Below are 21,024 nucleotides of genomic sequence, written 5' to 3'. Positions count from 1 at the left end.
AGTTCAACTTACTGAATATGCAGTAAGCATTTGCAAACTTAAGCAAGATGCCACGTAGACAGGCACATTGGAAAAGAAAACTATAAACGATATTTGATTTTTACCGTATCGTTTTGCATCAATGCGGCTTTATGTTCTTCAATATGTTGATGAATAAGATGTTGGACAGATTCGTCTTTAAATCCGGCAGCATAACCTTTGACAATAATAATGCTCGGTAAGCTAAAAAATAGGGTACGTGCGTTTTCTAGACTCGCATCAGGGAAAACTTGATGTTCGATCAGCAGTTGCTGAAAAAATGCCTTTTCAGTTTGCACGTTTAAAGACTGAGTGTCTTCCCAATAGCTTTGACGCATAGCCATGAGGTTATTGTGCTTATAGCTCATTGGAGCTCCGCATTTAAAATTTAACTGTTTGTATGGGGATGATTTTAAGAAAATAAAGCTTAGGATCAAGTACAAATTGCTAAACAATTGAGCTTGAATTGGTTTTTATTCGTAATTTTCATCTAATTAGATTTTATAGAATGCTGAAAGGCATAAAGTACACATTTCATTTCAGCGAATGTATCAGACCTCATATATACGGTTATGAAATGCTTTCAAGCGGTGAATAATGCCGTATTTTTATTATAAATAGCATTAAAACAAGGTATCATAGGGTGTTTAAAAAATTATGAACTGGAGACGCCTTAAGTGGATCGACCGACTATTAGCCCTGAACATTTACAGGAAGCAGCTGAAAACCTATCTACAATTCGTGATTATATCCGCTTTGGGGTAACAGCTTTACGTCAATATGATGCCCACTTAGGACAAGGTACAGAAGACTATTTTGCTGAAAGCTCAGCATTGGTTTTACAAACGTTATCTCTAGATTGGAATGCAGATGCGGAAATCTTAGATGCGAAATTATTGCCAAGTGAAGTTGCAGAATTTTTAGCATTGTTAGAACGTCGTATTAATGAAAAAGTTCCGACGTCTTATTTACTTAACTTGTCGTATTTCTTTGGTAAGCCATTTTATGTCGATGAACGTGTACTGATTCCACGTTCTCCAATTGCAGAATTGATTGAAAACCGTTTTGCGCCGTATTGCTTAGGTGAAAATGGCGAAATGGGTGCTGCGGTTAATAACCTACCTGAAAATGCCAATCCAAAAACTCCTCAGCGCATTTTAGATATGTGTACGGGTTCGGGTTGTATCGCGATTGCCTTAGCTTATGCATTCCCAGACGCTGAAGTTGATGCAACAGATTTATCTAAAGATGCACTTGAAGTGGCACAAATTAACTGTGAACACCACAATAAACAATATCAAGTGGCATTACTCGAGTCTGATTTATTCGCCAAAATTCCAGCAGAAAATCAATATGATTTAATCGTGTCGAATCCACCGTATGTGGATGCTGAAGACATGGCAGATTTACCAGAAGAATTCCACCATGAACCTGAAATGGCGCTTGCTGCGGGTCAAGATGGTTTGGATCTTGTACGTAAAATGTTGGCACAAGCTGCAGATTACCTGACTGAAGATGGCTTAATTGTGATCGAAGTGGGTAACTCAGAATGGGCAATGCGTCAAAACTTCAATACCGTTGATTTTTATTGGTTACAGTTCCAAAAAGGCGGTACAGGTATCTTTGCATTGACTGCTGCTCAATGCCGCGAATACCGAGATTTATTCATTCAATCTGTTCAAGCATAAGGAGTCGTTTGACATGGCAGGTAATAGTATAGGGCAACTCTTCCGTGTAACGACTTGTGGTGAATCTCATGGCGTTGGTCTGATGGCCATTGTCGATGGGGTTCCACCGGGTATTGAACTGACTGAAGCCGATTTGCAAAAGGATCTGGATCGTCGTAAGCCGGGCACATCTAAGTTTGCGACTCAGCGTAAAGAACCCGATGAAGTTGAAATTATTTCAGGCGTATTTGAAGGCAAAACGACCGGTACATCGATTGGTCTATTGATCCGTAACACAGATCAAAAATCAAAAGATTATGGCAACATCGCGCAAACCTTCCGTCCGGGTCATGCAGACTATACGTATACACATAAGTATGGTTTCCGTGATTATCGTGGTGGTGGTCGCTCGAGTGCTCGTGAAACTGCGATGCGTGTTGCTGCGGGTGCTATTGCTAAAAAATACTTGTTTGAGAAATTTGGCATCGAAATTCGTGGTCATGTAACCCAAATTGGTACCGAAAAAGCAGAGAAATTGGACTGGACTGAAGTTCCGAATAACCCATTTTTCTGTGGTGATGCAGATGCCGTCCCACGTTTTGAAGCTCTCGTAACGTCACTTCGTGAACAAGGAACGAGCTGTGGCGCCAAACTGGAAATTATTGCGACACAAGTTCCAGTTGGTTGGGGCGAGCCTGTATTTGATCGTTTAGATGCAGATATTGCACATGCTATGATGTCCATCAACGCTGTAAAAGGTGTTGAAATTGGTGATGGCTTTGGCGTTGCTGAGCAGTTTGGTCATGAAACCCGTGATGAATTAACTACGGATGGTTTCTTGGCAAACCATGCTGGCGGCATTTTGGGTGGTATTTCGAGTGGTCAGGACATTCGTGTTGCGATCGCCTTGAAACCAACAGCTTCCATTACTACGCCGGGTAAAACCATTACGATTAATCGTGAAGATACAGATGTGTTGACCAAAGGTCGCCATGATCCTTGTGTCGGTGTTCGTGCGACACCAATTGCAGAGGCGATGTTGGCAATTGTGCTCATGGATCACTTCATGCGTAACCGTGCACAAAATGCGGATGTAGTCGCACCATTTGCCCCAATTGAACCCAAGTGAGGAAACAAAGCGCTGCTTTGTTCCGAACGCGGTTGGTGAGTAGCGTTAGCGAGTCACAGTAGATAAATAACAAAGCGTTGCTTTGTTCCGAACGCGGTTAGTGAATAGCGTTAGCGAGTCACAGTGGATAAATAACAAAGCGTTGCTTTGTTCCGAACGCGGTTAGTGAATAGCTTTAGCAAGTCACAGTGTATAAATAACAAAGCGTTGCTTTGTTCCGAACGCGGTTGGTGAGTCGCGTTTAGCGAGTCACAGTGGATAAATAACAAAGCGCTGCTTTGTTCCGAACGCGGTTGGTGAATAGCTTTAGCAAGTCACACTGATGAGAAAATTGCATAAAAAAACCAGACAATTGTCTGGTTTTTTTATTTCGGTAAACTAGGCCTATGAAAATAAATAGCAAAAAAATATGAATATACGAAATGCTTTACTTGGTGATATTCAGCAGCTTGAAAGCTTAATGAATACAGCCTATCGGGAAAATCATCCCAAGAGTTGGACGACAGAACATCATATTGTTCGAGGAAATCGAATAAATGTGTCTCAACTCAGTCAACTCTTACAAAAAAGGGATTTTCATTTATATGTGATTGAGTCGGTACATGCGCAGATCATGGGGTGTATTGGTATTCAAATGCAGGGGAAGAGCTGTGAAATTGGTCATTTTGCAATTCATCCAAATGAGCAAGCTCAGGGCTTAGGAAAAAAATTATTGCAATTTGCAGAACAGCAAGCGATGTTGATTGAACCCAATGTTGAAGAATTTGTGATGTATGTGATTGATCGGCGTTTAGAATTAATAAAATATTATCAACGACGTGGCTATAAGCTTACAGATGAAAATCAAGCCTATCCTCTTCATCTAGAGGTAGGTCAACCGATTTGTGAACTGACAATTAAACAATTAATTAAACGAATAAAATAAAGACCATGTGATGCATTTGATCAATTTATAAAGCGAGATGAATAAAAAATCCCCAAAAAACATACACTAACTTTTGGGATTTTGATTTTAGACTATTTGGGCTTAAGAGTAAGCACGTAAAAATAGACGATAGGCATCTGAAGATTTTTGGTTTTTTAGCATATAGTGTGCGATTTCACCTTGGTTGGTATTCATAATCACAGCAATATTTTTTGCGTCCCGAAATTTTTTAAGTACAGCATCTGGGATCATCACGGTATTAGAAGAATCAATCACATTTGAATTATCTAAGCGACGATAATTTGTTTGACCTATTGCAGGATAAGACAATACTTTGCCGTCGATCACAAAAGATATTTCATTCATATCAAGCTGCTGTTGATCATAAGAATGCAGTGAAAGTGCATACTCACCTTTATTCTTTTGCTAATCAATTGCAAGTTCAGGACATTTTTGTCCAGTTTCACACAGTAATTGACCTCGAGTAATGGTTCGTTGGATTACGTTACTGTTTTCAACGGTATTCACACCATTCAGCTTTAATGTTTTGGTTTCAGGTTTATTTTTAGGTACGGTAATACAACCTGTGAGTAGTAGGAGTGTAAATCCTAGAACTAAATAATTTTTCATGTGTTTTTCCATGTTAGCGTTATTTTTATAAGCAATATTTATTTTGGCGCATATTCACACAGAAAAAACAAAAAAGTAAAATACATCACACTTTTCTAGTTTTGTTTGAGCACTGCTTTGATATAAGTGGTCGATATTCAAATAAAAAATATTATTAAGTGATGTAAATCTTATTTCATTGAAATTTAGATAACTTAAGTAAGATCTGTGATTTTGCGCTATCAATCTGCTCGGGATTGGTTTGTCGAGACAATTGGTCACGTGGTTTTTCGCCTAAAAAATATTTGATCCGTTCAGCATTCGCACCCGATGGATGGGGAAGTCCTGCTAAAATCTGCTGATCATTTAAATAGCCTAAGCTGCTTACATAATTTAAAACCTCATCTACACCTTTGCCTAGCGGAATATAAATTGCGTTCGGAAGCTGTTGAATCATAGGAATAAAATAATCATCAATATGTTGTTTTAATAATTCATTTTTCAACATTGCGGGCGTTGAGCCTGCATAATTTTTTCCATTGACCAAAATACATTGCTGTAAAACCGAACACATTTGCACCATATCTTGATGATTGCTAAATAGCTCTGCAGTGGTCTGTATGCCTAATTGATTCTGTAATCCAATATGATCTAGCAGTTGAGTTAAATTTTTACGAATAGGACCACTAAAAGCACCACTATTCTTGGCAAGTTTAAGTATGTTTTCCTCAGATAATTGCTGCTCTACGCCGTCCTTCGCTGCAATTAATGCATTACGCCATTGTTGTTGGCCTGGGCAGATGCCGACGATGACCACTTTTGCATCATGATTTATGGCCTCGAATGGTGCATAAAAACTTTGAATAGGTCCCAGAGTCTTAAGTAGGAGTAAATCACTTTGGGTTAATTCTTCAATAGAATGTGTTTGGATCACAGATGCAAAGCGAGAGAAAAGCATAGACTTGGACATAAAACTTCAATCTTTCTAGATGTAAATTTCATTTAATATTTTAAAGATGAAGTATTTAGGTGTAGAAAAAATTGAGTCGAAATACTTAGCCTAACAACTTAAATCGATATAAAAATAATATTTAACAATATTGACCCAAATAGGACTTGAGATTTGGTACAAATATTGCTCATATCTAACTAAGGCAATACCAAGATGAATGCCGAATAAAAACGAATGGATGATTGCAGGAGAGAAGCACAGATTGTGCTCGCCGAAGGAACAAGTTCCCCCAGGAAACTCTCAGGCAAAAGGACTGTAATCATATAAAAAATCTGGAGAGAAGTAGGCTAGACCTACTCACCGAAGGGGAAGGTTCACATTGCTTCGCAAGGAACCAAAGCTCTCAGGTACCAATGACAGATGGGGCGAGCATAGGAAATGTAATTTCCAAGGAGCCTATATGTGTCATATTGTTGTGATTGGTGCAGGTATTACTGGGGTAACGACAGCTTACGAACTCGGATTACTCGGTTATCGTGTCACTGTGGTCGATAAACATCTTTATCCTGCGATGGAAACGTCGTTTGCCAATGGTGGACAATTATCAGCGTGTAATGCTGAAGTCTGGAACCAAAAAGCAACGGTGGTGAAAGGCATTAAATGGATGTCACAAAAAACCGCGCCATTATTATTAAATCCAAGTTTTAATCTACACAAATATTCATGGCTCTTTGAGTTTATGGGACATATTAAAGATTATCGTGAAAATACTCACGAGACCGTCCGTCTCGCATTGATGGCACGTCAGCGTTTATTTGAAATTGCTGAGCATGAAAACTTGCAGTTTGATTTAGAAAAACGCGGCATTTTACATTTCTTTCATAATCAACATGATTATGAGGTGGCGACTCAAGTTAATAATATGCTCTGTGAGGGTGGCTTAGAGCGTCATCCTGTGACATTAGCTGAAATCCGTGATATTGAGCCTAGTCTGACAGGTGAATACTATGGTGGTTTTTATTGCCCAGGGGATGCCACGGGCGACATCCACAAATTTACCACGCAGCTTGCTAAAGCAACAGAGCGCTTTGATGTGAAATATATGTGGGGTTTTGAGGTGACTGACTTTGAACATCATGCAAAAGGTGTCAATGTTCAGTTAAAAGCCAGTGATGAAAATATGGAACATCCTGATGCTGATACCATACTTGAAGCAGATGCTGTGGTGGTCTGTGGTGGTGTAGGTAGTTATGAACTTGCACATAAACTCGGTGACCGCGTAAATGTCTATCCAGTCAAAGGATATTCAATCACCATTAATTTAAATGATGAACAAAGTCAGGCCAATGCGCCTTGGGTAAGTCTGTTGGATGAAAGTGCCAAAATTGTGACTTCACGCTTAGGTGCAAATCGACTCCGTGTTGCAGGTACGGCAGAGTTTAATGGCTATAACCGAGATATTCGTGCCGATCGCATTCAGCCTTTAATTGATTGGTCGAATCGCAACTTTAATCTATCAACAGAACATGTGGTGCCGTGGGCGGGTTTACGACCAATGATGCCCAATATGATGCCAGTAGTGCATGCAGGTAAGCGAGATCATATTTTCTATAATACAGGGCATGGTCACCTTGGATGGACTTTATCTGCGGCAACAGCTGCAATGATCAGCCAGCAAGTGCAGCAAACACATCCGATTTAACTGACATATTGTAGACATCAAAAAAGCCTCAATGTTGAGGCTTTTTTGTATTTTTCTAAGTCATTCGAATTTGATCTTAATCATATAAACGATAAATCCCTGCAAAACGTTCACAGCCTTTTTGTTCGGTTTTTACTGAGAGTAAGGCCTTACTGTAATTGAACTGATATTTGCAGTCGTGTTCATTATCGGTGATTTGATTTTTTTGTTCGGGTGTTGTGTAAGCTAAAAATGGAATGGTTTGTGTTTCAACTCGATTGTTCGGATTACGATAGGCAATGCCTTCGATTTTGATGCTGTCTTTGCCCAGTTGATGCACTTTTAAATGTACAGGTGATGTCGCAAAATGGCCATTTTCAAATTTAAGATAATGCTGCGTTAAACTTTGGTTCATTGAGGTATAAATATTCAAATCTTCATAGCGAAGCTCGAATTGTTGTTTAAAACACTCCAAGTTTTTGCATTGCTGAACTCGGCTGTACCATAATTTTTGCGTATCTATCAGCAAGCGTATTGGGGCATCGGTAATCAACTGCGCTGTTAAAAAAAGCCCATCTAGCTTTTCACGTTGTTCTTCAAAACCGTTAGAACAGTAATTTTTTTTTGCATGAGTATTGGCATGATCACAGTCTATCTTTTCTGCATGCGTAAACGTCGCTAGGCCAGAACCTATTAGCAGAACCAGTCCGAATTTTTTGATGATATTTATTTCAGTTTTCAACAGCATGATCGCTTATACTTTCACTATGTTGCGCTTGCCCACACTATAGCGAAATAGAAAGCGTGAATACAAGATTTCAATCATTATTTTCTCAAGGAACTCAAGCATGATAGCTCAAATTCGTATCGGTCAGGGCATGGATGTGCATGCATTTGAAGAAGGTGATTTTGTAACGCTTGCTGGTGTTCAAATTCCACACACACATGGACTCAAAGCACATTCAGATGGTGATGTGGTATTGCATGCGCTTTGTGATGCATTATTAGGAGCTTTGGCACTTGGAGATATTGGTCAGCATTTTCCAGATACAGATCCAAAATTTAAAGGTGCCGATAGTCGAGTACTTTTAAAACACGTCTACCAAATGATTTTAGATCGTGGATATGTACTTAATAATGCTGATATTACCGTGGCTTGTGAGCGCCCTAAACTAGCAAAACATAATTTAGAAATGCGTCAAAGTATCGCAAATGTTATGGATGTTGAAGTTACACAAATTAGCATCAAAGCGACCACCACCGAAAAATTAGGGTTTACTGGTCGCCAAGAAGGAATTCTTTCTACCGCAACTGTACTGATTTCTCACGCAAAATGATCTGGATGGATCAGCGCATGTTGTAAATCTTGAGTTGCTTTACGGCCTTGAAGTTGTAAGGCAACCGCATGGATTAAACCTGTCCATGTTTCATTAGGTTCCCAAATTTGATGCATAAATTCTTGAGCCTTTGGCATATCAACATCCATATAGTATTGACGATATAAATACATCAAACTGCTGACACGGAAGTTTTTCGCACAGTGTAGCCAAACCGTTTGACCTTGAACCAAATGGTCAATCATATCAAGTACTAATAGGCATTGATCATCTGAAGGGGTATCCCAAGAGATTGGAACTTGGATATAGTTCAGGCCTAGATCTAGGCAAATGCGGTCTTCATGCTCGATATGATTGGATGCATCAGTCAATGCTAAATTGATAACTGTTGAAACACCATATTCTTTGATCGTTTGAAGCTCAGAAGGAGATGGTTGTCCTGACGTTAATAAGTGTTCATGTATATATTGGAAGTTTTCAATGTGACTTAACGCATTTTCGATTTCATTCATCTGACAAATAATCCTTCAAAGTAAAACGCCATCTCGAAGATGGCGTTTTTCATTCACTTAGCGTGTCGGTAACACGTCTTTAAGTGCTTCATGCATCTCTAACAAGACTTTTTCAGTCGTATCCCAATCGATACAGCCATCAGTCACTGATTTACCATATTCGAGGTCACAGAGGTTGGCAGGAATATCCTGACGACCACCTTTTAAGTGACTTTCTACCATAATACCCACGATTGACTTGTTTCCGTCAAGGATTTGTTCAGTAATATTTTTCAGAACAAGGGGTTGTAGGTACGGGTCTTTGTTTGAGTTTGCATGACTGGTATCAATCATGATTTTGCCACTAACTTTTGCTTTGGCTAATGCCGCTTCGGCATCTGCAACAGAACCTGCGTCGTAGTTTGGTTTACCGTTACCGCCACGAAGTACAACGTGTGCATAAGGGTTACCACTGGTACGAATAACTGAAACTTGACCTTGGTCGCTTAAGCCCAAGAAGCTATGACCATGTTTAACAGATTGCATGGCATTGGTCGCAACGGTTAAACCGCCATCTGTACCATTTTTAAAGCCCACAGGTGAAGAAAGGCCAGAAGACATTTCACGATGTGTTTGGCTTTCAGTGGTACGCGCACCAATCGCTGACCAAGAAATAAGATCTTGGTAGTACTGTGGTGAGTTTGGATCGAGCGCTTCAGTTGCACAAGGCAAACCTTTTTCATTCAATTCAAGTAAAAGTTTACGACCAATACGTAAGCCTTTTTCGATGTTGAAAGAGTCGTTCATGTCTGGGTCATTAATTAGACCTTTCCAACCCACAGTGGTACGTGGTTTTTCAAAATACACTCGCATCACGACATAGATCGTATCTTGGATTTTGTCGCTTAAAACTTTTAAACGGTCAGCATAATCATGTGCAGCGACTGTGTCGTGAATTGAACATGGACCAATGACAACAAAAAGACGTTTGTCATTTCCATCTAAAATATTACGTACAGTTTCACGGCCCTTAAGGACTGTTTGATAGGCAGTTTCAGTCAGAGGTAGCTCTTTTTTTAGTTCTGCAGGAGTAACAAGAGGCTGAATGCTTTTTACATTCACGTCATCAATGTCGTTTTGGGTAATAGAATTTGACTGTAAAGTATTCATTGCCGTCACTGGTTTGATTATACAAAAGGTTGTTTCGTGAGCCGAATATAACATGAATATAGCATTCAAATGTTATAAAAAAGATCAATAAGTCTCTGAAAAAAAAGTGATGAATCGGGCAGTTAATTTAAACCTGCTGACTATTCACTGTCGGTGCGATCAACATTGCAGTTGTTGGTTTTTCGACAGGTTTTGATTTTACTGGATTAATGATGAAATTCATGCCTAAAACAAACAAGGTAATGCCTAAGACTTTACGAATGACTTTTTCAGGTAAACGTGAGCTGATTAAAGTTCCGACCACAATTGCAGGAATAGAACCCACCAATAACCAACCCAATAAATGAAAATCGACATTACCTGAGCTCATATGACCCAAGCCTGCAACCAGTGTAAGAAGCACGGCATGTACGACGTCAGAACCAATAATACGAATCATCGGTAAGTTCGGGAACATAAGTACCAAAGCCATAATACCGAAGGCACCTGCACCAACAGACGATAGGGTAACGAATACGCCTAAAATAATCCCCATAATGATGATATATGCACGCTTATTTTTTGCTTGGAAATTGATACGTTCAAGATCCGCACTCATATCATCTAACTGATCAGTTTTTCGAAATTTATTAAAGAATTTTTCAATATGACCACGGAAAATAATTGAGATCCCAGTAATCGTCAGCATAAAACCCAAAAACATGGTTAATACGGTTTTGTAATGTGTCGATTGGCTCAGATAGTTTTCAAGGACCCAATGGGTCGCAAAAGACGCAGGGATACTGCCGACAGCAAGCCAAATAACAATGGTCCATACGATATTCATTTTACGTGCATGAACTAAAGAACCACAAAATTTTGAAATTGCGGCATATAGTAAGTCTGTGCCAATCGCAATATGGGGTTCAATTTTATACAGGCTGATCAGGATCGGGGTCATCAGTGAACCACCGCCAACACCGGTAATACCTACGCAGAAACCTACAATTACACCTGCCAGAATGAACTCTAAAGGACCGACCATCGCTGAATGCCAAATATCAAAAAACGTGCATATCTTATGACTAATTGATATAAGTCGTTGTCTCGATTAGTGATTTGCTTGTGAAAAAAATAGATAAAGAATGATTTTAATTTGGAAATTAATGGATTTTATATAACTGATGTTACGCACGTAAAAGTAATTTTGCATTTTTAGAATGATTTTTAAGCCTATTCGACGGAGTCTTGCATCTAGGGTTTAAATAAAGGGATTAGCCTTCGGCTGGAGGTACTCTTACGAAACGTTGTTTCTCATTTGGCAAAATGAGAAGCATGCTTCGTAAGGAAACAATCTTGCGGAGCAATGCTCCTCACCGCAAAACTCGTTCACTCGCGTCTACTTATTCAAAGTATCGCAAAAACATTTTTGATTAGACGTAGTCCTGTCTCAAACACTTGCGGATGACGTTACCGCGTATCGTCCTTTTATTTGAATCAAATTGCACTTCTGGTGTTACTGAGTAACATCAGTTAAAAAGATAAAGTTTCGCCATCTAAAGGAATCAACACTTTATCCTGAATATTTTGGGCTTTTACATAGGCTGCCAGTTGTTCACGCGTTAACGACATGTGGTTTATGGCGTCCATATGTACAGCAATAATTTTAGCTTTTGGCGCCTGTTGTACAGCACGTAAGGTGTCTTCTTTGCCCATAATAATGGATTCTTTAAACCCAGCGACTAAGGCATTGCCTGTATTCAAAATAATCACATCAGGTTGGGAGCTTTGAATGGCTTGCTCCACTTCAGGGCGCCAAATCGTGTCACCCGCCAAATAAATGGTTTCATGTCCTGAGGCTTCAAAAATGATCCCCATGGCTTCACCCAAGCTTTTTTTAGTTCAGGGACTCGATACATGGCATCCGTACCGTGTTGTCCACCGGTTTTGGTTAACTTCACGCCTTCAAATGTGGTCTGCGTTAATACACGTACATCTTTAAAGCCTTGGGATTGGATAGTCTTTTGATCTTGACTGTTTTGGACAAAGATCGGCAGTGTTTTAGGGATCGCTGCTTACGCAGCATCATCCCAATGGTCGAGATGAGTATGGGTAATGATCACGGCATCGATATTCGCCAAAATGGTTTCGGCTTTAAGCGGTAAATCCACCAATGGATTACGTAAATAACTCCGATATGTATGTGGAAACCCTTCATAGAATCCTTTGGGTGCAAACATCGGGTCTATTAAAAAGGTCGTGTCTGCATAGCTGATTTTGACCGTCGCATTACGTATTTCTTGAACTTGAGTGATTTTAGAAATATCACGGACTTGGTCTTGATTTGCCGATGCCGTAGCAGAGCTGATAATCAAAGCAGTCGCTAGAACCGTATAACCTAAAAATGTTTTCATAAAAAGCATTCGTATAAAAAGATAACTTTATTATTGGGAAATAAGCACTTTAAATATATTGTCCTCAAAGACATAAATAGAAACTATTAGGCCAAATGTTATAATGGATTTATTTATGAATAGCCGCGTGATGTCTATACCTAAAATTGCGTTGTTTATATATCCATATATTCCGCTGTTTCATTTTTCAGTCCCGCAAACCATATTCAATATTGAAATAGAGGGATAGAAATTATTTGAAGTAACGACGTTTTCGGTTGATGGAATGCCCGTCCGTACTGAAAAGGCGGTCATGATTCAGGCTGATGGTGGCTTAGAGCGGATGCTTGATGCTGACCTTGTAATTATTCCGGGCTGGGATGATATCCATCAAAAGCCAGAACTTGAGCTGATGACAGCCTTACAAAAGGTACATGAAAAAGAAATTAAGATTGCAGGCCTTTGCTATGGTGCATATCCATTAGCGTATGCTGGGTTACTTGACCACAAACAGGTCACGACACATTGGGCTGGCAGTGCCGATTTTAAGCAAAAATTTCCATGTGTGAACTTAGATAAAGATGCTTTATATATTGAAGATACAGGCCTCATTACTTCCGCAGGTACGGGGGCTGCTTTAGATTGTTGTTTATACATTGTCGGGGAAATCTACGGGGCAAAAATTGCCAATAAAATATCGAGATTGATGGTAATTCCAACCCATCGTGAAGGCGGACAGGCGCAATTTATTGAGCAGCCAATTTCTACGATGACTTACGATACGGAGATCAATCGTTTACTCGATTATTTACGGCATAACCTGTCGAAACCGCACACTATTGAAGAACTTGCCGATTATTCCAATATGAGTAGAAGGACACTGACCAGACATTTTAAACATGCGACAGGACTACCTATTGTCACTTGGTTAAACAATGAAAGACTGCGATATGCGGCTGAATTGCTTGAAGTGACAGATTATTCGATTGATAAAATTGCGGAAAGCGCAGGTTTTAATACCGCAGTGCTATTTCGTAAATTGTTTAAGAATAAATACGGTAGAAATCCGAACCATTGGCGGAAAAATTTTAATCAGCAGCTAAATAGCAGTGATGAATATTCCTAAAATGTTGAATTAAAGACGTGCAGCTTTTTTTTGGAAATCTATTAACTTTGTGAAGGACTCGTATAGAATCTATAGCTAAAGAACATTGAGTTAAAAGGACAGACTTTTGCAAAATCGGAAACTGAAAATTGGCATCGTGGTTGGGGAAGTATCCGGGGATACATTAGGCGCCAAGCTTATCCGCAGTTTTCGAGAGCAAGGGATTGATGCGGAATTTGAAGGCATCGGCGGTCCGCAAATGATTGCAGAAGGTTTTAATAGCTATTATCCGATGGATATTTTATCGGTAATGGGGATTGTTGAGGTCTTAAAAGATATTAAAAAACTCTTTGCTGTACGCGATGGTCTGGTTGAAAAATGGACTGAAAATCCTGTCGATGTTTTTGTGGGGATTGATGCGCCGGATTTTAATTTGCGTTTATCTAAGAGCTTAAAGCAAAAACAGCTACCAATTAAAACAGTACAATATGTTAGCCCTTCAGTGTGGGCGTGGCGTCAAGGGCGTGTACATGGCATTAAAGCAAGTATTGATTTAGTCCTTTGCTTATTTCCATTTGAAAAAGCGTTTTTCCAAAAATGGCAAGTTCCGGCTGCATTTGTCGGACACCCATTGGCAAGTCAGTTGCCTTTAGATAATCCACTCGTTGCGGCTAAACACGAGTTAGGCTTAGATGAGCATCAAAAGCACATTGCATTACTTCCGGGCAGCCGTCGCGGGGAAATTGAGCGCTTGGGGCCTTTGGTGCTGTCTGCCGCACAGATTTTGACGGAGCAGCATCCGGATTATGTTTTTCTGATTCCTGCAATCAATGATGCACGTAAACAGCAAATTGAATTGTTGCTCAAGCAGTACTCTGAAACATTACAAACCAAAGTTCGTTTGATGGAAAACACCGATACTGAATCTAAAATTGGCCGTCAGGTGATGAACGCATCCAATATTGTCGCTTTAGCATCTGGTACAGCGACTTTAGAAGCGATGCTTTTACACCGCCCAATGGTGACCTTTTATAAGTTAAATTGGCTGACCTACCATGTGGTGAAATTGCTGATCAAAATTCCGTATTATTCATTGCCAAATATTATTGCGGGCAAAAAGGTGATTCAGGAACTCATCCAACATGATGCAACACCTGAAAAATTAGCAGCAGAAATTGAAAGCTTGATGGATGTTGAAACATCGCAAATTCAAGTGATGCAGCACATCACCATGCATAAACAACTGCTTTCAGGCAATAGTGAAAACCCTGTGGAAGCGATTTTAAAGCTTTTAAATTAAATAACTGATGTTACGCAGTAACATCAGGAGCGTAATTTAATTTAAATAAAAGTATGATACACGGTAACGTCATCCGCAACTGTTCGACGCAGGACTACTTCTAATCAAAAAAGTTTTTGCGATACTTTGAGTAATTTGACGCTAGTGAACGAGTTTTGTCGGTGAGGTGCATTGCACCGTAAGATGGTTTCCTTGCGAAGCTTCGCTTCTCATTTTGCCGAATGAGAAACAACGTTTCGTAAGAGTACCTCCAGCCGAAGGCTAATCCCTTTATTCAATCCCTAGATGTAAGACTCCGTCGAATAAAATTAAAAATCATTTTAAAAATGCAAAATTACTTTTATGTGCGTAACGTCAGTTAAATAAACCTCTAAGGTGACTCAGTTTTTGCGAGTTGATGCTGCTGTCGATACTGGCTCGGTGTTAGATCATAAAACTTTTTAAAAGTTTGGCTAAATGCCGTTTCAGATGAGTAACCGATACGATGGGCAATTTGCTGAATAGTGAGTTGCCCCATTTGTAAGTGCTGTGTTGCCAGTCGCAAACGATGTTGCTGCAAATAGGCGAGTGGTGATTCACCGAGCATTTGAGTGAATAAACTGGCAAATTTAGAACGCGACATACAACATTGTTCTGCCAAACTTTCGACGGTCCAAGCATGCTGCGGTTGTTCATGAATCGCGGCCAAAGCGTTGGATAATTCAGGATGACTCAAGGCATGCAACCAACTGCTTGAATCTGACAAGGCTGCAATATAATCACGCACACATTCGATAAATAAAATACTCACCAAATGATCCAAAATTTTGTCGCGGCCTGGACGGATCTGATGCGCTTCAACGGCCAGAAAATGTAAGCCAATTTGCAACCATTCCGGTGCGGTACTGCTCATGATATGTGGTGTATGTAACAGCGTGGGGAGTGCATTCACTAAGGGCTTTGCCATAATGCTGTCGACATGCCCACGGATCGCTAGTACAAATAATTCTTCTGCTTCATGAGATTCGGCAGAATTTAAATCAATGGTTTTATTTCGTTGCTCTTGAAACAGTGGTGTGATGTTCACTGATTTGACCAAGACATCAGATTGTATAGATTTGCAGTGGTGGTTTTGCCCTGAGGGAATAAGGCAAAGATCGCCGGTTTCAAGCAAAACCTGCTCTTGATCTATATGCACAACACACTGACCTTGAATCACTACATACGCAACCATGGCGTTAAGATCTTGAAAATGAAAAGCCCAAGGATGCTTTGATCTCAAATAAATATATTCAGATCGGTGGAGATGAATATCATCAAAAATTTTACTTAAAGCATCCATATTTCAAATATTTACTCATATTAATTTTGTATTTATAGATGGTCACTATGTGCTTAAAGGTCAACATTTATCCTTAAATGCCAAAGACGATCACATAGTTTTTTTGGACGCTTAAAACTGTTCTGGCTGCCCATATTTTACGAATATAAACACAGAAGAAGTAATTAGGGAAGTCTAGCGCATGAATGCACCAGTAAAATTAAATGAACAGCAGCTCGCTCAGTTAGAAAGCAAAATCGGTAGTGTTTTAGATAAAAAACGTTATGGTTGGCTATTGAGTCCAGGTTTACCAGTCATTGGTATGGGGATTTTGGCGGGTTATCATTTTGGTCCCAAACCGACAAAAAAACTATTTGCCATGGGCGGGCCGCTTCTACTGCATGTCATTATTCCTGCACTAGATGCACTGATCGGTGATGATGCCAATAACCCGACAGATGATGACATCAAAGTTTTAGTGAATGATCCTTATTATGATCGTATCGTCAAATTATTTATTCCACTGCAAATGGCAGCGAATGCTTTTGCTGGCTATGTGGTTACCCGTAAAGATGTTTCATTATTAGATCAAGTTCTACTAGGGATTTCGATGGGTGCAATCAATGGTGTTGGCGTAAATACAGCACATGAACTCTGCCATCGACCACATAAAAAAGACCATTACTGGGCACATGCGACGCTCGCACCTTTGGGTTATAGCCATTTCCGCATAGAACATCCTTATGGACACCATAAACGTGCGGCAACTCCTGAAGATCCTGCATCTTCAAAAATGGGAGAAACCTTTTATGAGTTTTGGCCACGCACGGTATTTGGTGGAATTAAATCGGCGGTGCAGATTGAGAAACAACGCTTAAAACGTAAAGGTTTAAGTTTCTTTTCGAAGGACAATGAACTGTTTCATGGTTGGGCGATGAGTGCAGGTTTTCATGCCGCGATGCTGAAAATGTTTGGTAAAGGCGTGACACCGTATTTAGTTACACAGGCTTTTTATGGAATCAGCCTTTTTGAAATTATTAATTATATTGAACATTATGGCCTGAAGCGTGAGCAAAAAGCGGATGGAAGTTATGCGCGAACCATGCCTGAACATAGTTGGAATAACAATAATATTGTGACCAATCTATTTTTGTATCAATTACAGCGACATTCAGACCATCATGCTTATCCAACTCGCCCTTTTCAGGCATTAAGACATTTTGATGAAGCGCCAGAGTTGCCTAGCGGCTATGCCACTATGCTAATTCCTGCTTTAGTACCCTCTATTTGGTTTAAAATGATGGATAAACGTGTCTATGATCACTATCAAGGTGATTTAACTAAAGCCAATATTCATCCTAAACGTCGCGCAAGACTTTTTAAAAAGTTTGCGGTTTCAGACGTTTAAATTGAAAACATAATGAGAAGAATCCCAAGCTTGTTTGCTTGGGATTTTTTATTGTGCTTAATTTTAAAATTTCAAAATCTAAAAATGATTGTTGTAAATGGAGTCTCTTTTTAAGACCACCAATAGCGCAAAATGTGGAAAAAAATCGGTGCTGAAAAGCAGATGGAATCAATTCGGTCGAGCATGCCACCATGGCCTTGGATAAGTTGTCCCCAATCTTTTACACCACGATCGCGTTTAATGGCTGACATGACAAGACCACCAAAGAAACCGAATATACAAACAATAAAACCAATACATGCAGCCTGTAGATAGCTAAAGGGTGTAAGCCATGACATAGCAACACCTAGTGCAGTGGCTAAAGCAATGCCTCCGATTAAACCCTCAACGGTCTTAGATGGTGAAAGTATTGGTGCGACTTTGTGTTTTCCAAATAGCTTGCCACAGATATATTGCAAGACATCGGAGGCTTGTACCACCATGATCAGCCAGATCGCTAGCCAAATTTTTTCACCTTCAAATCCGGGAAGTTTAAGATTTAATAGCGCAGGTACATGCGAAATACAGAATACGCTGATCATCAGTCCCCATTGAATTTTTGAGCTACGCTCCAAAAATCGCGTGGTATCTTCAGCTTTGAGTGTAGCGATAGGGATAAGAAGAAACACATACAGCGGAATAAAAATAGAATATAGCCCATACCAATCGATATACACCAAGTAATACTGGTAAGGAATGACAAAATAAAAAGCGATCAGCAAAGGAAGATAATCACCGCGACGGGTTGGGAGCAAGCTAATAAATTCACGTAAAGCAAAGAGTGAAATCAACGCAAACAGGATCACAAAGGCAATTTTGCCTAATGAAATTGCTACACCAAGTACCAACAACATAACCCACCATGCATTGATCCGCGCATTTAAATTGTCGATGACCGGTGCAGGTGCATAACCCGCTTTAAATTTTAGTATTGAGCCAATGGTTGAGGCAATAATCAAAATAATCGCAAAGATACCAAACAATACATAAGTCATTTGCGCATTGGTGAATTCCATTATTGATACTCCAATGCTTTTAATTTGAGTAATTCTTCCTGAGCGTAGTTTAAAAACGCGGATTTACTGTGTTCATTATGAACTTCTAAAGGCTTACCAAAAATAACGGTAGATAATAATGGCAATGGTATTAGCGCACCTTTAGGCATGACACGTTTTAAATTTGAGATCCACACCGGTACAATTTCAACATCAGGAAATTGATTTTTGAGATGGAATAAACCGCTTTTAAACTCTAATAATTCAACGTCATCATTTAAATTCCGAGTGCCTTCAGGAAAGAAAATAATCGAGTCACCTTGTGCTAATACGGTTTTGATCGGTTCTAATGGATCTTGATTTTGCTCTCGATTTCGCTGAATAGTGACGCCAGTAAACGTGTCTTGAATGAGAAAACGTCGAAAGCCATCTTTTAGCCAATAATCCGAAGCCGCTACAGGACGCGTCTTTCGTCTGAGATCTGTCGGTAGTGATGACCAAAGCAAAATAAAGTCGATATGGCTATTATGATTTGCATAATAAATACGCTGCTTCATTACAGGTTTACACCCGACCCATAGACTCCGCGCGCCCGTGAGCAGCCGCGCACCACGACGAGTGAGAAAGGCAATATAGCGAGCAATTGAACGGCTTAAAAAATTACCTTTCATTGGTGAGTGAGCATTCCTTGAAGTGTCTAATGGAGTTGGCATAGCTTCAAATTATTGTGAATTATTTATACAGTAAAAATATGCAGAGGAATGCGATGTATTGCAAGCAAAGCACAAAGATCTGCCATTTAAATAAAGCCAGACAACCTAATTCACGCAGCTCCCATGCGCGACCACATTTATTTGCAGGCATTAATTTTAAGTTGATTAAACTTAAGTCCAGCTCCTTGGTGGTTTGTTCAAGGTTTTGAGTTTGGCTGTATTCAGCGACAGTGGCTAAAAGTGCCGAATCAAATTTGATTCTCAGGCTTAAATAATGTTGTATTCCGAGCAAAACTAGACAAATTAATAAATATAGCAAATCGAATAGCATCACATTACCAAACTGGATAATGAGCCAGAGCGTGAGGATCGCTGCTACATAAGCTGAAATGAGCAATCCAGTGGTGGATTGTAACAACTTTGATAGCACCACAAGTTGTAAATTCATGGTGCAAGTCCTTTAAGTTTTAAACGATAAGTATTTAAATGTTTTATTTGCGGTGTTTTAAGCACAACCCAAGGATGGTTATGGCGAATAATCCGTAAAACATCTTCGACTGAATATTCAGGATGTTGTTTCAATAATAATGCGGCAACTACAGCACTACTTCGTGAATATCCCAAAGCACAGAAGACCAAGATGTTTTGTGCTTCATCATTGTTATTAGATTTCAAGAATAGTTCTAAAGACTCTACAGCATTATGTAGCTGATTGGCCTGTAAAGGAATTAGGTCTAAACTCAAGTTTTGAGCATAGGAGCATTTTGGATAAGTGGGTAATTCTGCGCAACAATCGAGTAAAGCATCATATTGCTGCATGACGTGTTTGGACGGATAGCGACCTAAATAAATATAACTCTGATTGATTTTGATGATTTTAGAATCTTCAGGATGGCGATAAGTCCAGATTCGGCTATTGATCCAAGCAAATACAAAGTAAGGCGCAAACAATATTTTTGCAGCAATGGTCATATCACCATGACTGAGTTTTTGAAAAAAATGGGGTCGATTGAATAAATATGCAAACGCAACTAAAAGCAGACTGCTTGCAGGATAGAGCAGCCAAAGCCACCAACCTTTTGCATGTGCGATTGCGCTACAAAATAAGGCAGCAAACAGATAAAGGATGCCGATTTTAATGTGCTTTAAGCTTAGCCGACTCTGTATATTTTTAGCCCATGGCGCAGAGCCAGCCATCGGGAATAGCCATAAACATAAGGCACCGACCAATAAACCCGTTGGGATATCTATAAAATGGTGCTGCCAAGTGGTTAGAACCGAGAGACCGATCAAAAAGGACCAACCATCTACCAGATATTTCAGCTTGCCTGTGCTATGCCGACGGTAAAAATCCCAAAGTATCACCAGTAGTACAATGTGCAGGGAAGGTGCTTGATTGAAGGGTTTATCAAAGCCCATCAAGACATCAAACCATAGGCCGAAAAAACCTGTGAGTTCGGGGCGTTCAAAGCTAAAACGTAGCGGGAAAATTAAAAAGCAGCTGATTGAAAGGATTTGTGCTGAAAATAGTCGCAGGACATGTTGTTTTAATTCAAACTTATTCCAACAAAGTAATAAAGACAAACCATAGAACAGATCAATCGACCAATAAGGCACAATACTCCATGGCCAAAGTGGAATATATTTTTCCCATTCAAAGACGATAACAGGTACAGACGCTAAACCCGCAGCGTATTGGTTGGCAAAACCATAACTTAAGAAGAAAAAAGGTGCCAGAAATGCCAAACACAGTAGGCCGTATTTCCAAGTTCCTTTTTCAGTATCCAGTTTATGCATAAGATTGACCGTCCAA

General features: G+C 39.7%; 21 protein-coding genes, 2 pseudogenes and 1 riboswitch. Of the genes and pseudogenes, 9 read left to right on the top strand and 14 right to left on the bottom strand.

The features are described from left to right. Positions 1-80: 80 nt before the first annotated feature. The gene (locus tag FTT94_RS06485) at positions 81-386 is read right to left on the bottom strand and encodes a hypothetical protein (RefSeq protein ID WP_078191029.1); all 306 of its coding nucleotides are present in this window, start codon (positions 384-386) and stop codon (positions 81-83) included. A gap of 309 nt (positions 387-695) precedes the next feature. Between FTT94_RS06485 and prmB the strand changes: the two genes are divergently transcribed. From prmB to FTT94_RS06470, 3 genes are all read left to right on the top strand, one after another. After that, positions 696-1,706 (top strand): 50S ribosomal protein L3 N(5)-glutamine methyltransferase, encoded by a 1,011-nt coding sequence (gene prmB / locus FTT94_RS06480; RefSeq protein ID WP_078193871.1) that lies wholly within the window; start codon positions 696-698, stop codon positions 1,704-1,706. Between the two features lie 13 nt (positions 1,707-1,719). Then, positions 1,720-2,814, top strand: a complete 1,095-nt coding sequence (gene aroC / locus FTT94_RS06475) for a chorismate synthase (protein ID WP_180155866.1) — start codon at positions 1,720-1,722, stop codon at positions 2,812-2,814. A gap of 409 nt (positions 2,815-3,223) precedes the next feature. Next, a complete protein-coding gene (locus tag FTT94_RS06470) occupies positions 3,224-3,739 on the top strand; it encodes a GNAT family N-acetyltransferase (RefSeq protein WP_180005575.1) in 516 nt (171 codons plus the stop codon). Positions 3,740-3,841: 102 nt separating this feature from the next. Here FTT94_RS06470 and FTT94_RS16645 read toward each other — a convergent pair whose 3' ends face one another. The 3 genes from FTT94_RS16645 to FTT94_RS06460 form a co-directional block, all read right to left on the bottom strand. After that, complete coding sequence (locus FTT94_RS16645; protein WP_257231261.1) at positions 3,842-4,105, bottom strand: hypothetical protein; 264 nt, start codon at positions 4,103-4,105, stop codon at positions 3,842-3,844. 60 nt (positions 4,106-4,165) lie between these two features. Then, positions 4,166-4,369, bottom strand: coding sequence for a hypothetical protein (locus tag FTT94_RS16640; RefSeq protein ID WP_252725826.1), 204 nt, complete (start codon positions 4,367-4,369; stop codon positions 4,166-4,168). 175 nt (positions 4,370-4,544) lie between these two features. Next, positions 4,545-5,318 (bottom strand): hypothetical protein, encoded by a 774-nt coding sequence (locus FTT94_RS06460; protein ID WP_257231260.1) that lies wholly within the window; start codon positions 5,316-5,318, stop codon positions 4,545-4,547. Positions 5,319-5,535: 217 nt separating this feature from the next. Further along, positions 5,536-5,626, top strand: a riboswitch (glycine riboswitch). 134 nt (positions 5,627-5,760) lie between these two features. Between FTT94_RS06460 and FTT94_RS06455 the strand changes: the two genes are divergently transcribed. Beyond that, positions 5,761-7,002 carry a D-amino acid dehydrogenase gene (locus FTT94_RS06455; protein ID WP_180162737.1) on the top strand — a complete coding sequence of 414 codons (1,242 nt, stop codon included), beginning with the start codon at positions 5,761-5,763 and terminating at the stop codon, positions 7,000-7,002. 76 nt (positions 7,003-7,078) lie between these two features. On the opposite strand, the gene FTT94_RS06450 is transcribed toward FTT94_RS06455, so the two are convergent. After that, complete coding sequence (locus FTT94_RS06450) at positions 7,079-7,729, bottom strand: hypothetical protein (RefSeq protein WP_180003787.1); 651 nt, start codon at positions 7,727-7,729, stop codon at positions 7,079-7,081. Positions 7,730-7,829: 100 nt separating this feature from the next. Here FTT94_RS06450 and ispF point away from each other — a divergent pair, with 100 nt between their 5' ends. Next, positions 7,830-8,318: a 2-C-methyl-D-erythritol 2,4-cyclodiphosphate synthase gene (gene ispF, locus FTT94_RS06445; protein WP_078193864.1), complete on the top strand. Its 489-nt coding sequence runs from the start codon at positions 7,830-7,832 to the stop codon at positions 8,316-8,318. Here the strand turns inward: ispF and FTT94_RS06440 are convergent. The 4 genes and pseudogenes from FTT94_RS06440 to FTT94_RS16830 all read right to left on the bottom strand — a co-directional run bounded on the left by FTT94_RS06440 (position 8,306) and on the right by FTT94_RS16830 (position 12,372). Beyond that, entirely contained in the window at positions 8,306-8,830 is a 525-nt protein-coding gene (locus FTT94_RS06440; RefSeq protein WP_180003786.1) for a protein tyrosine phosphatase family protein, read from the bottom strand. The two genes, ispF and FTT94_RS06440, sit on opposite strands and share 13 nt — an antisense overlap. 57 nt (positions 8,831-8,887) lie before the next feature. Beyond that, a complete protein-coding gene (locus FTT94_RS06435) occupies positions 8,888-9,979 on the bottom strand; it encodes a 3-deoxy-7-phosphoheptulonate synthase (protein ID WP_143221612.1) in 1,092 nt (363 codons plus the stop codon). A gap of 127 nt (positions 9,980-10,106) precedes the next feature. Further along, entirely contained in the window at positions 10,107-11,003 is an 897-nt protein-coding gene (locus FTT94_RS06430; protein WP_078193863.1) for a sulfite exporter TauE/SafE family protein, read from the bottom strand. Positions 11,004-11,491: 488 nt separating this feature from the next. Continuing rightward, a pseudogene (locus tag FTT94_RS16830) lies at positions 11,492-12,372 on the bottom strand (MBL fold metallo-hydrolase). A gap of 247 nt (positions 12,373-12,619) precedes the next feature. Between FTT94_RS16830 and FTT94_RS16825 the strand changes: the two are divergent. The 3 genes and pseudogenes from FTT94_RS16825 to lpxB form a co-directional block, all read left to right on the top strand. After that, positions 12,620-13,000 (top strand): annotated as a pseudogene (locus tag FTT94_RS16825) (DJ-1/PfpI family protein); the annotation flags it as partial. Positions 13,001-13,057: 57 nt separating this feature from the next. Beyond that, the gene (locus FTT94_RS16820) at positions 13,058-13,477 is read left to right on the top strand and encodes a GlxA family transcriptional regulator (protein WP_306670671.1); all 420 of its coding nucleotides are present in this window, start codon (positions 13,058-13,060) and stop codon (positions 13,475-13,477) included. A 106-nt stretch (positions 13,478-13,583) separates the two neighbouring features. Further along, positions 13,584-14,756 (top strand): lipid-A-disaccharide synthase, encoded by a 1,173-nt coding sequence (lpxB, locus tag FTT94_RS06415; protein WP_180170443.1) that lies wholly within the window; start codon positions 13,584-13,586, stop codon positions 14,754-14,756. Between the two features lie 370 nt (positions 14,757-15,126). Here the strand turns inward: lpxB and FTT94_RS06410 are convergent, their stop codons facing one another. Continuing rightward, on the bottom strand, positions 15,127-16,077 hold the full coding sequence (locus FTT94_RS06410) for an AraC family transcriptional regulator (RefSeq protein ID WP_180170442.1): 951 nt from the start codon (positions 16,075-16,077) through the stop codon (positions 15,127-15,129). A 181-nt stretch (positions 16,078-16,258) separates the two neighbouring features. Between FTT94_RS06410 and FTT94_RS06405 the strand changes: the two genes are divergently transcribed. Continuing rightward, on the top strand, positions 16,259-17,464 hold the full coding sequence (locus tag FTT94_RS06405; RefSeq protein ID WP_180170441.1) for an alkane 1-monooxygenase: 1,206 nt from the start codon (positions 16,259-16,261) through the stop codon (positions 17,462-17,464). 110 nt (positions 17,465-17,574) lie between these two features. On the opposite strand, the gene FTT94_RS06400 is transcribed toward FTT94_RS06405, so the two are convergent. The 4 genes from FTT94_RS06400 to FTT94_RS06385 form a co-directional block, all read right to left on the bottom strand. Then, the gene (locus tag FTT94_RS06400) at positions 17,575-18,519 is read right to left on the bottom strand and encodes a phosphatidate cytidylyltransferase (RefSeq protein WP_180089943.1); all 945 of its coding nucleotides are present in this window, start codon (positions 18,517-18,519) and stop codon (positions 17,575-17,577) included. After that, on the bottom strand, positions 18,519-19,169 hold the full coding sequence (locus tag FTT94_RS06395; protein ID WP_180170440.1) for a 1-acyl-sn-glycerol-3-phosphate acyltransferase: 651 nt from the start codon (positions 19,167-19,169) through the stop codon (positions 18,519-18,521). Before FTT94_RS06395 ends, FTT94_RS06400 begins: the two co-directional genes overlap by 1 nt. A gap of 61 nt (positions 19,170-19,230) precedes the next feature. Next, positions 19,231-19,659: a hypothetical protein gene (locus tag FTT94_RS06390; protein WP_180003781.1), complete on the bottom strand. Its 429-nt coding sequence runs from the start codon at positions 19,657-19,659 to the stop codon at positions 19,231-19,233. After that, positions 19,656-21,008, bottom strand: a complete 1,353-nt coding sequence (locus FTT94_RS06385) for a phosphatase PAP2/dual specificity phosphatase family protein (protein WP_180060116.1) — start codon at positions 21,006-21,008, stop codon at positions 19,656-19,658. The genes FTT94_RS06390 and FTT94_RS06385 overlap by 4 nt, the downstream gene beginning before the upstream one ends. Positions 21,009-21,024: the final 16 nt, after the last annotated feature.

The organism is Acinetobacter sp. YH12027 (assembly GCF_013420085.1).
GTDB lineage: Bacteria > Pseudomonadota > Gammaproteobacteria > Pseudomonadales > Moraxellaceae > Acinetobacter > Acinetobacter amyesii.
This window is presented reverse-complemented; position numbering and strand designations above follow the sequence as displayed.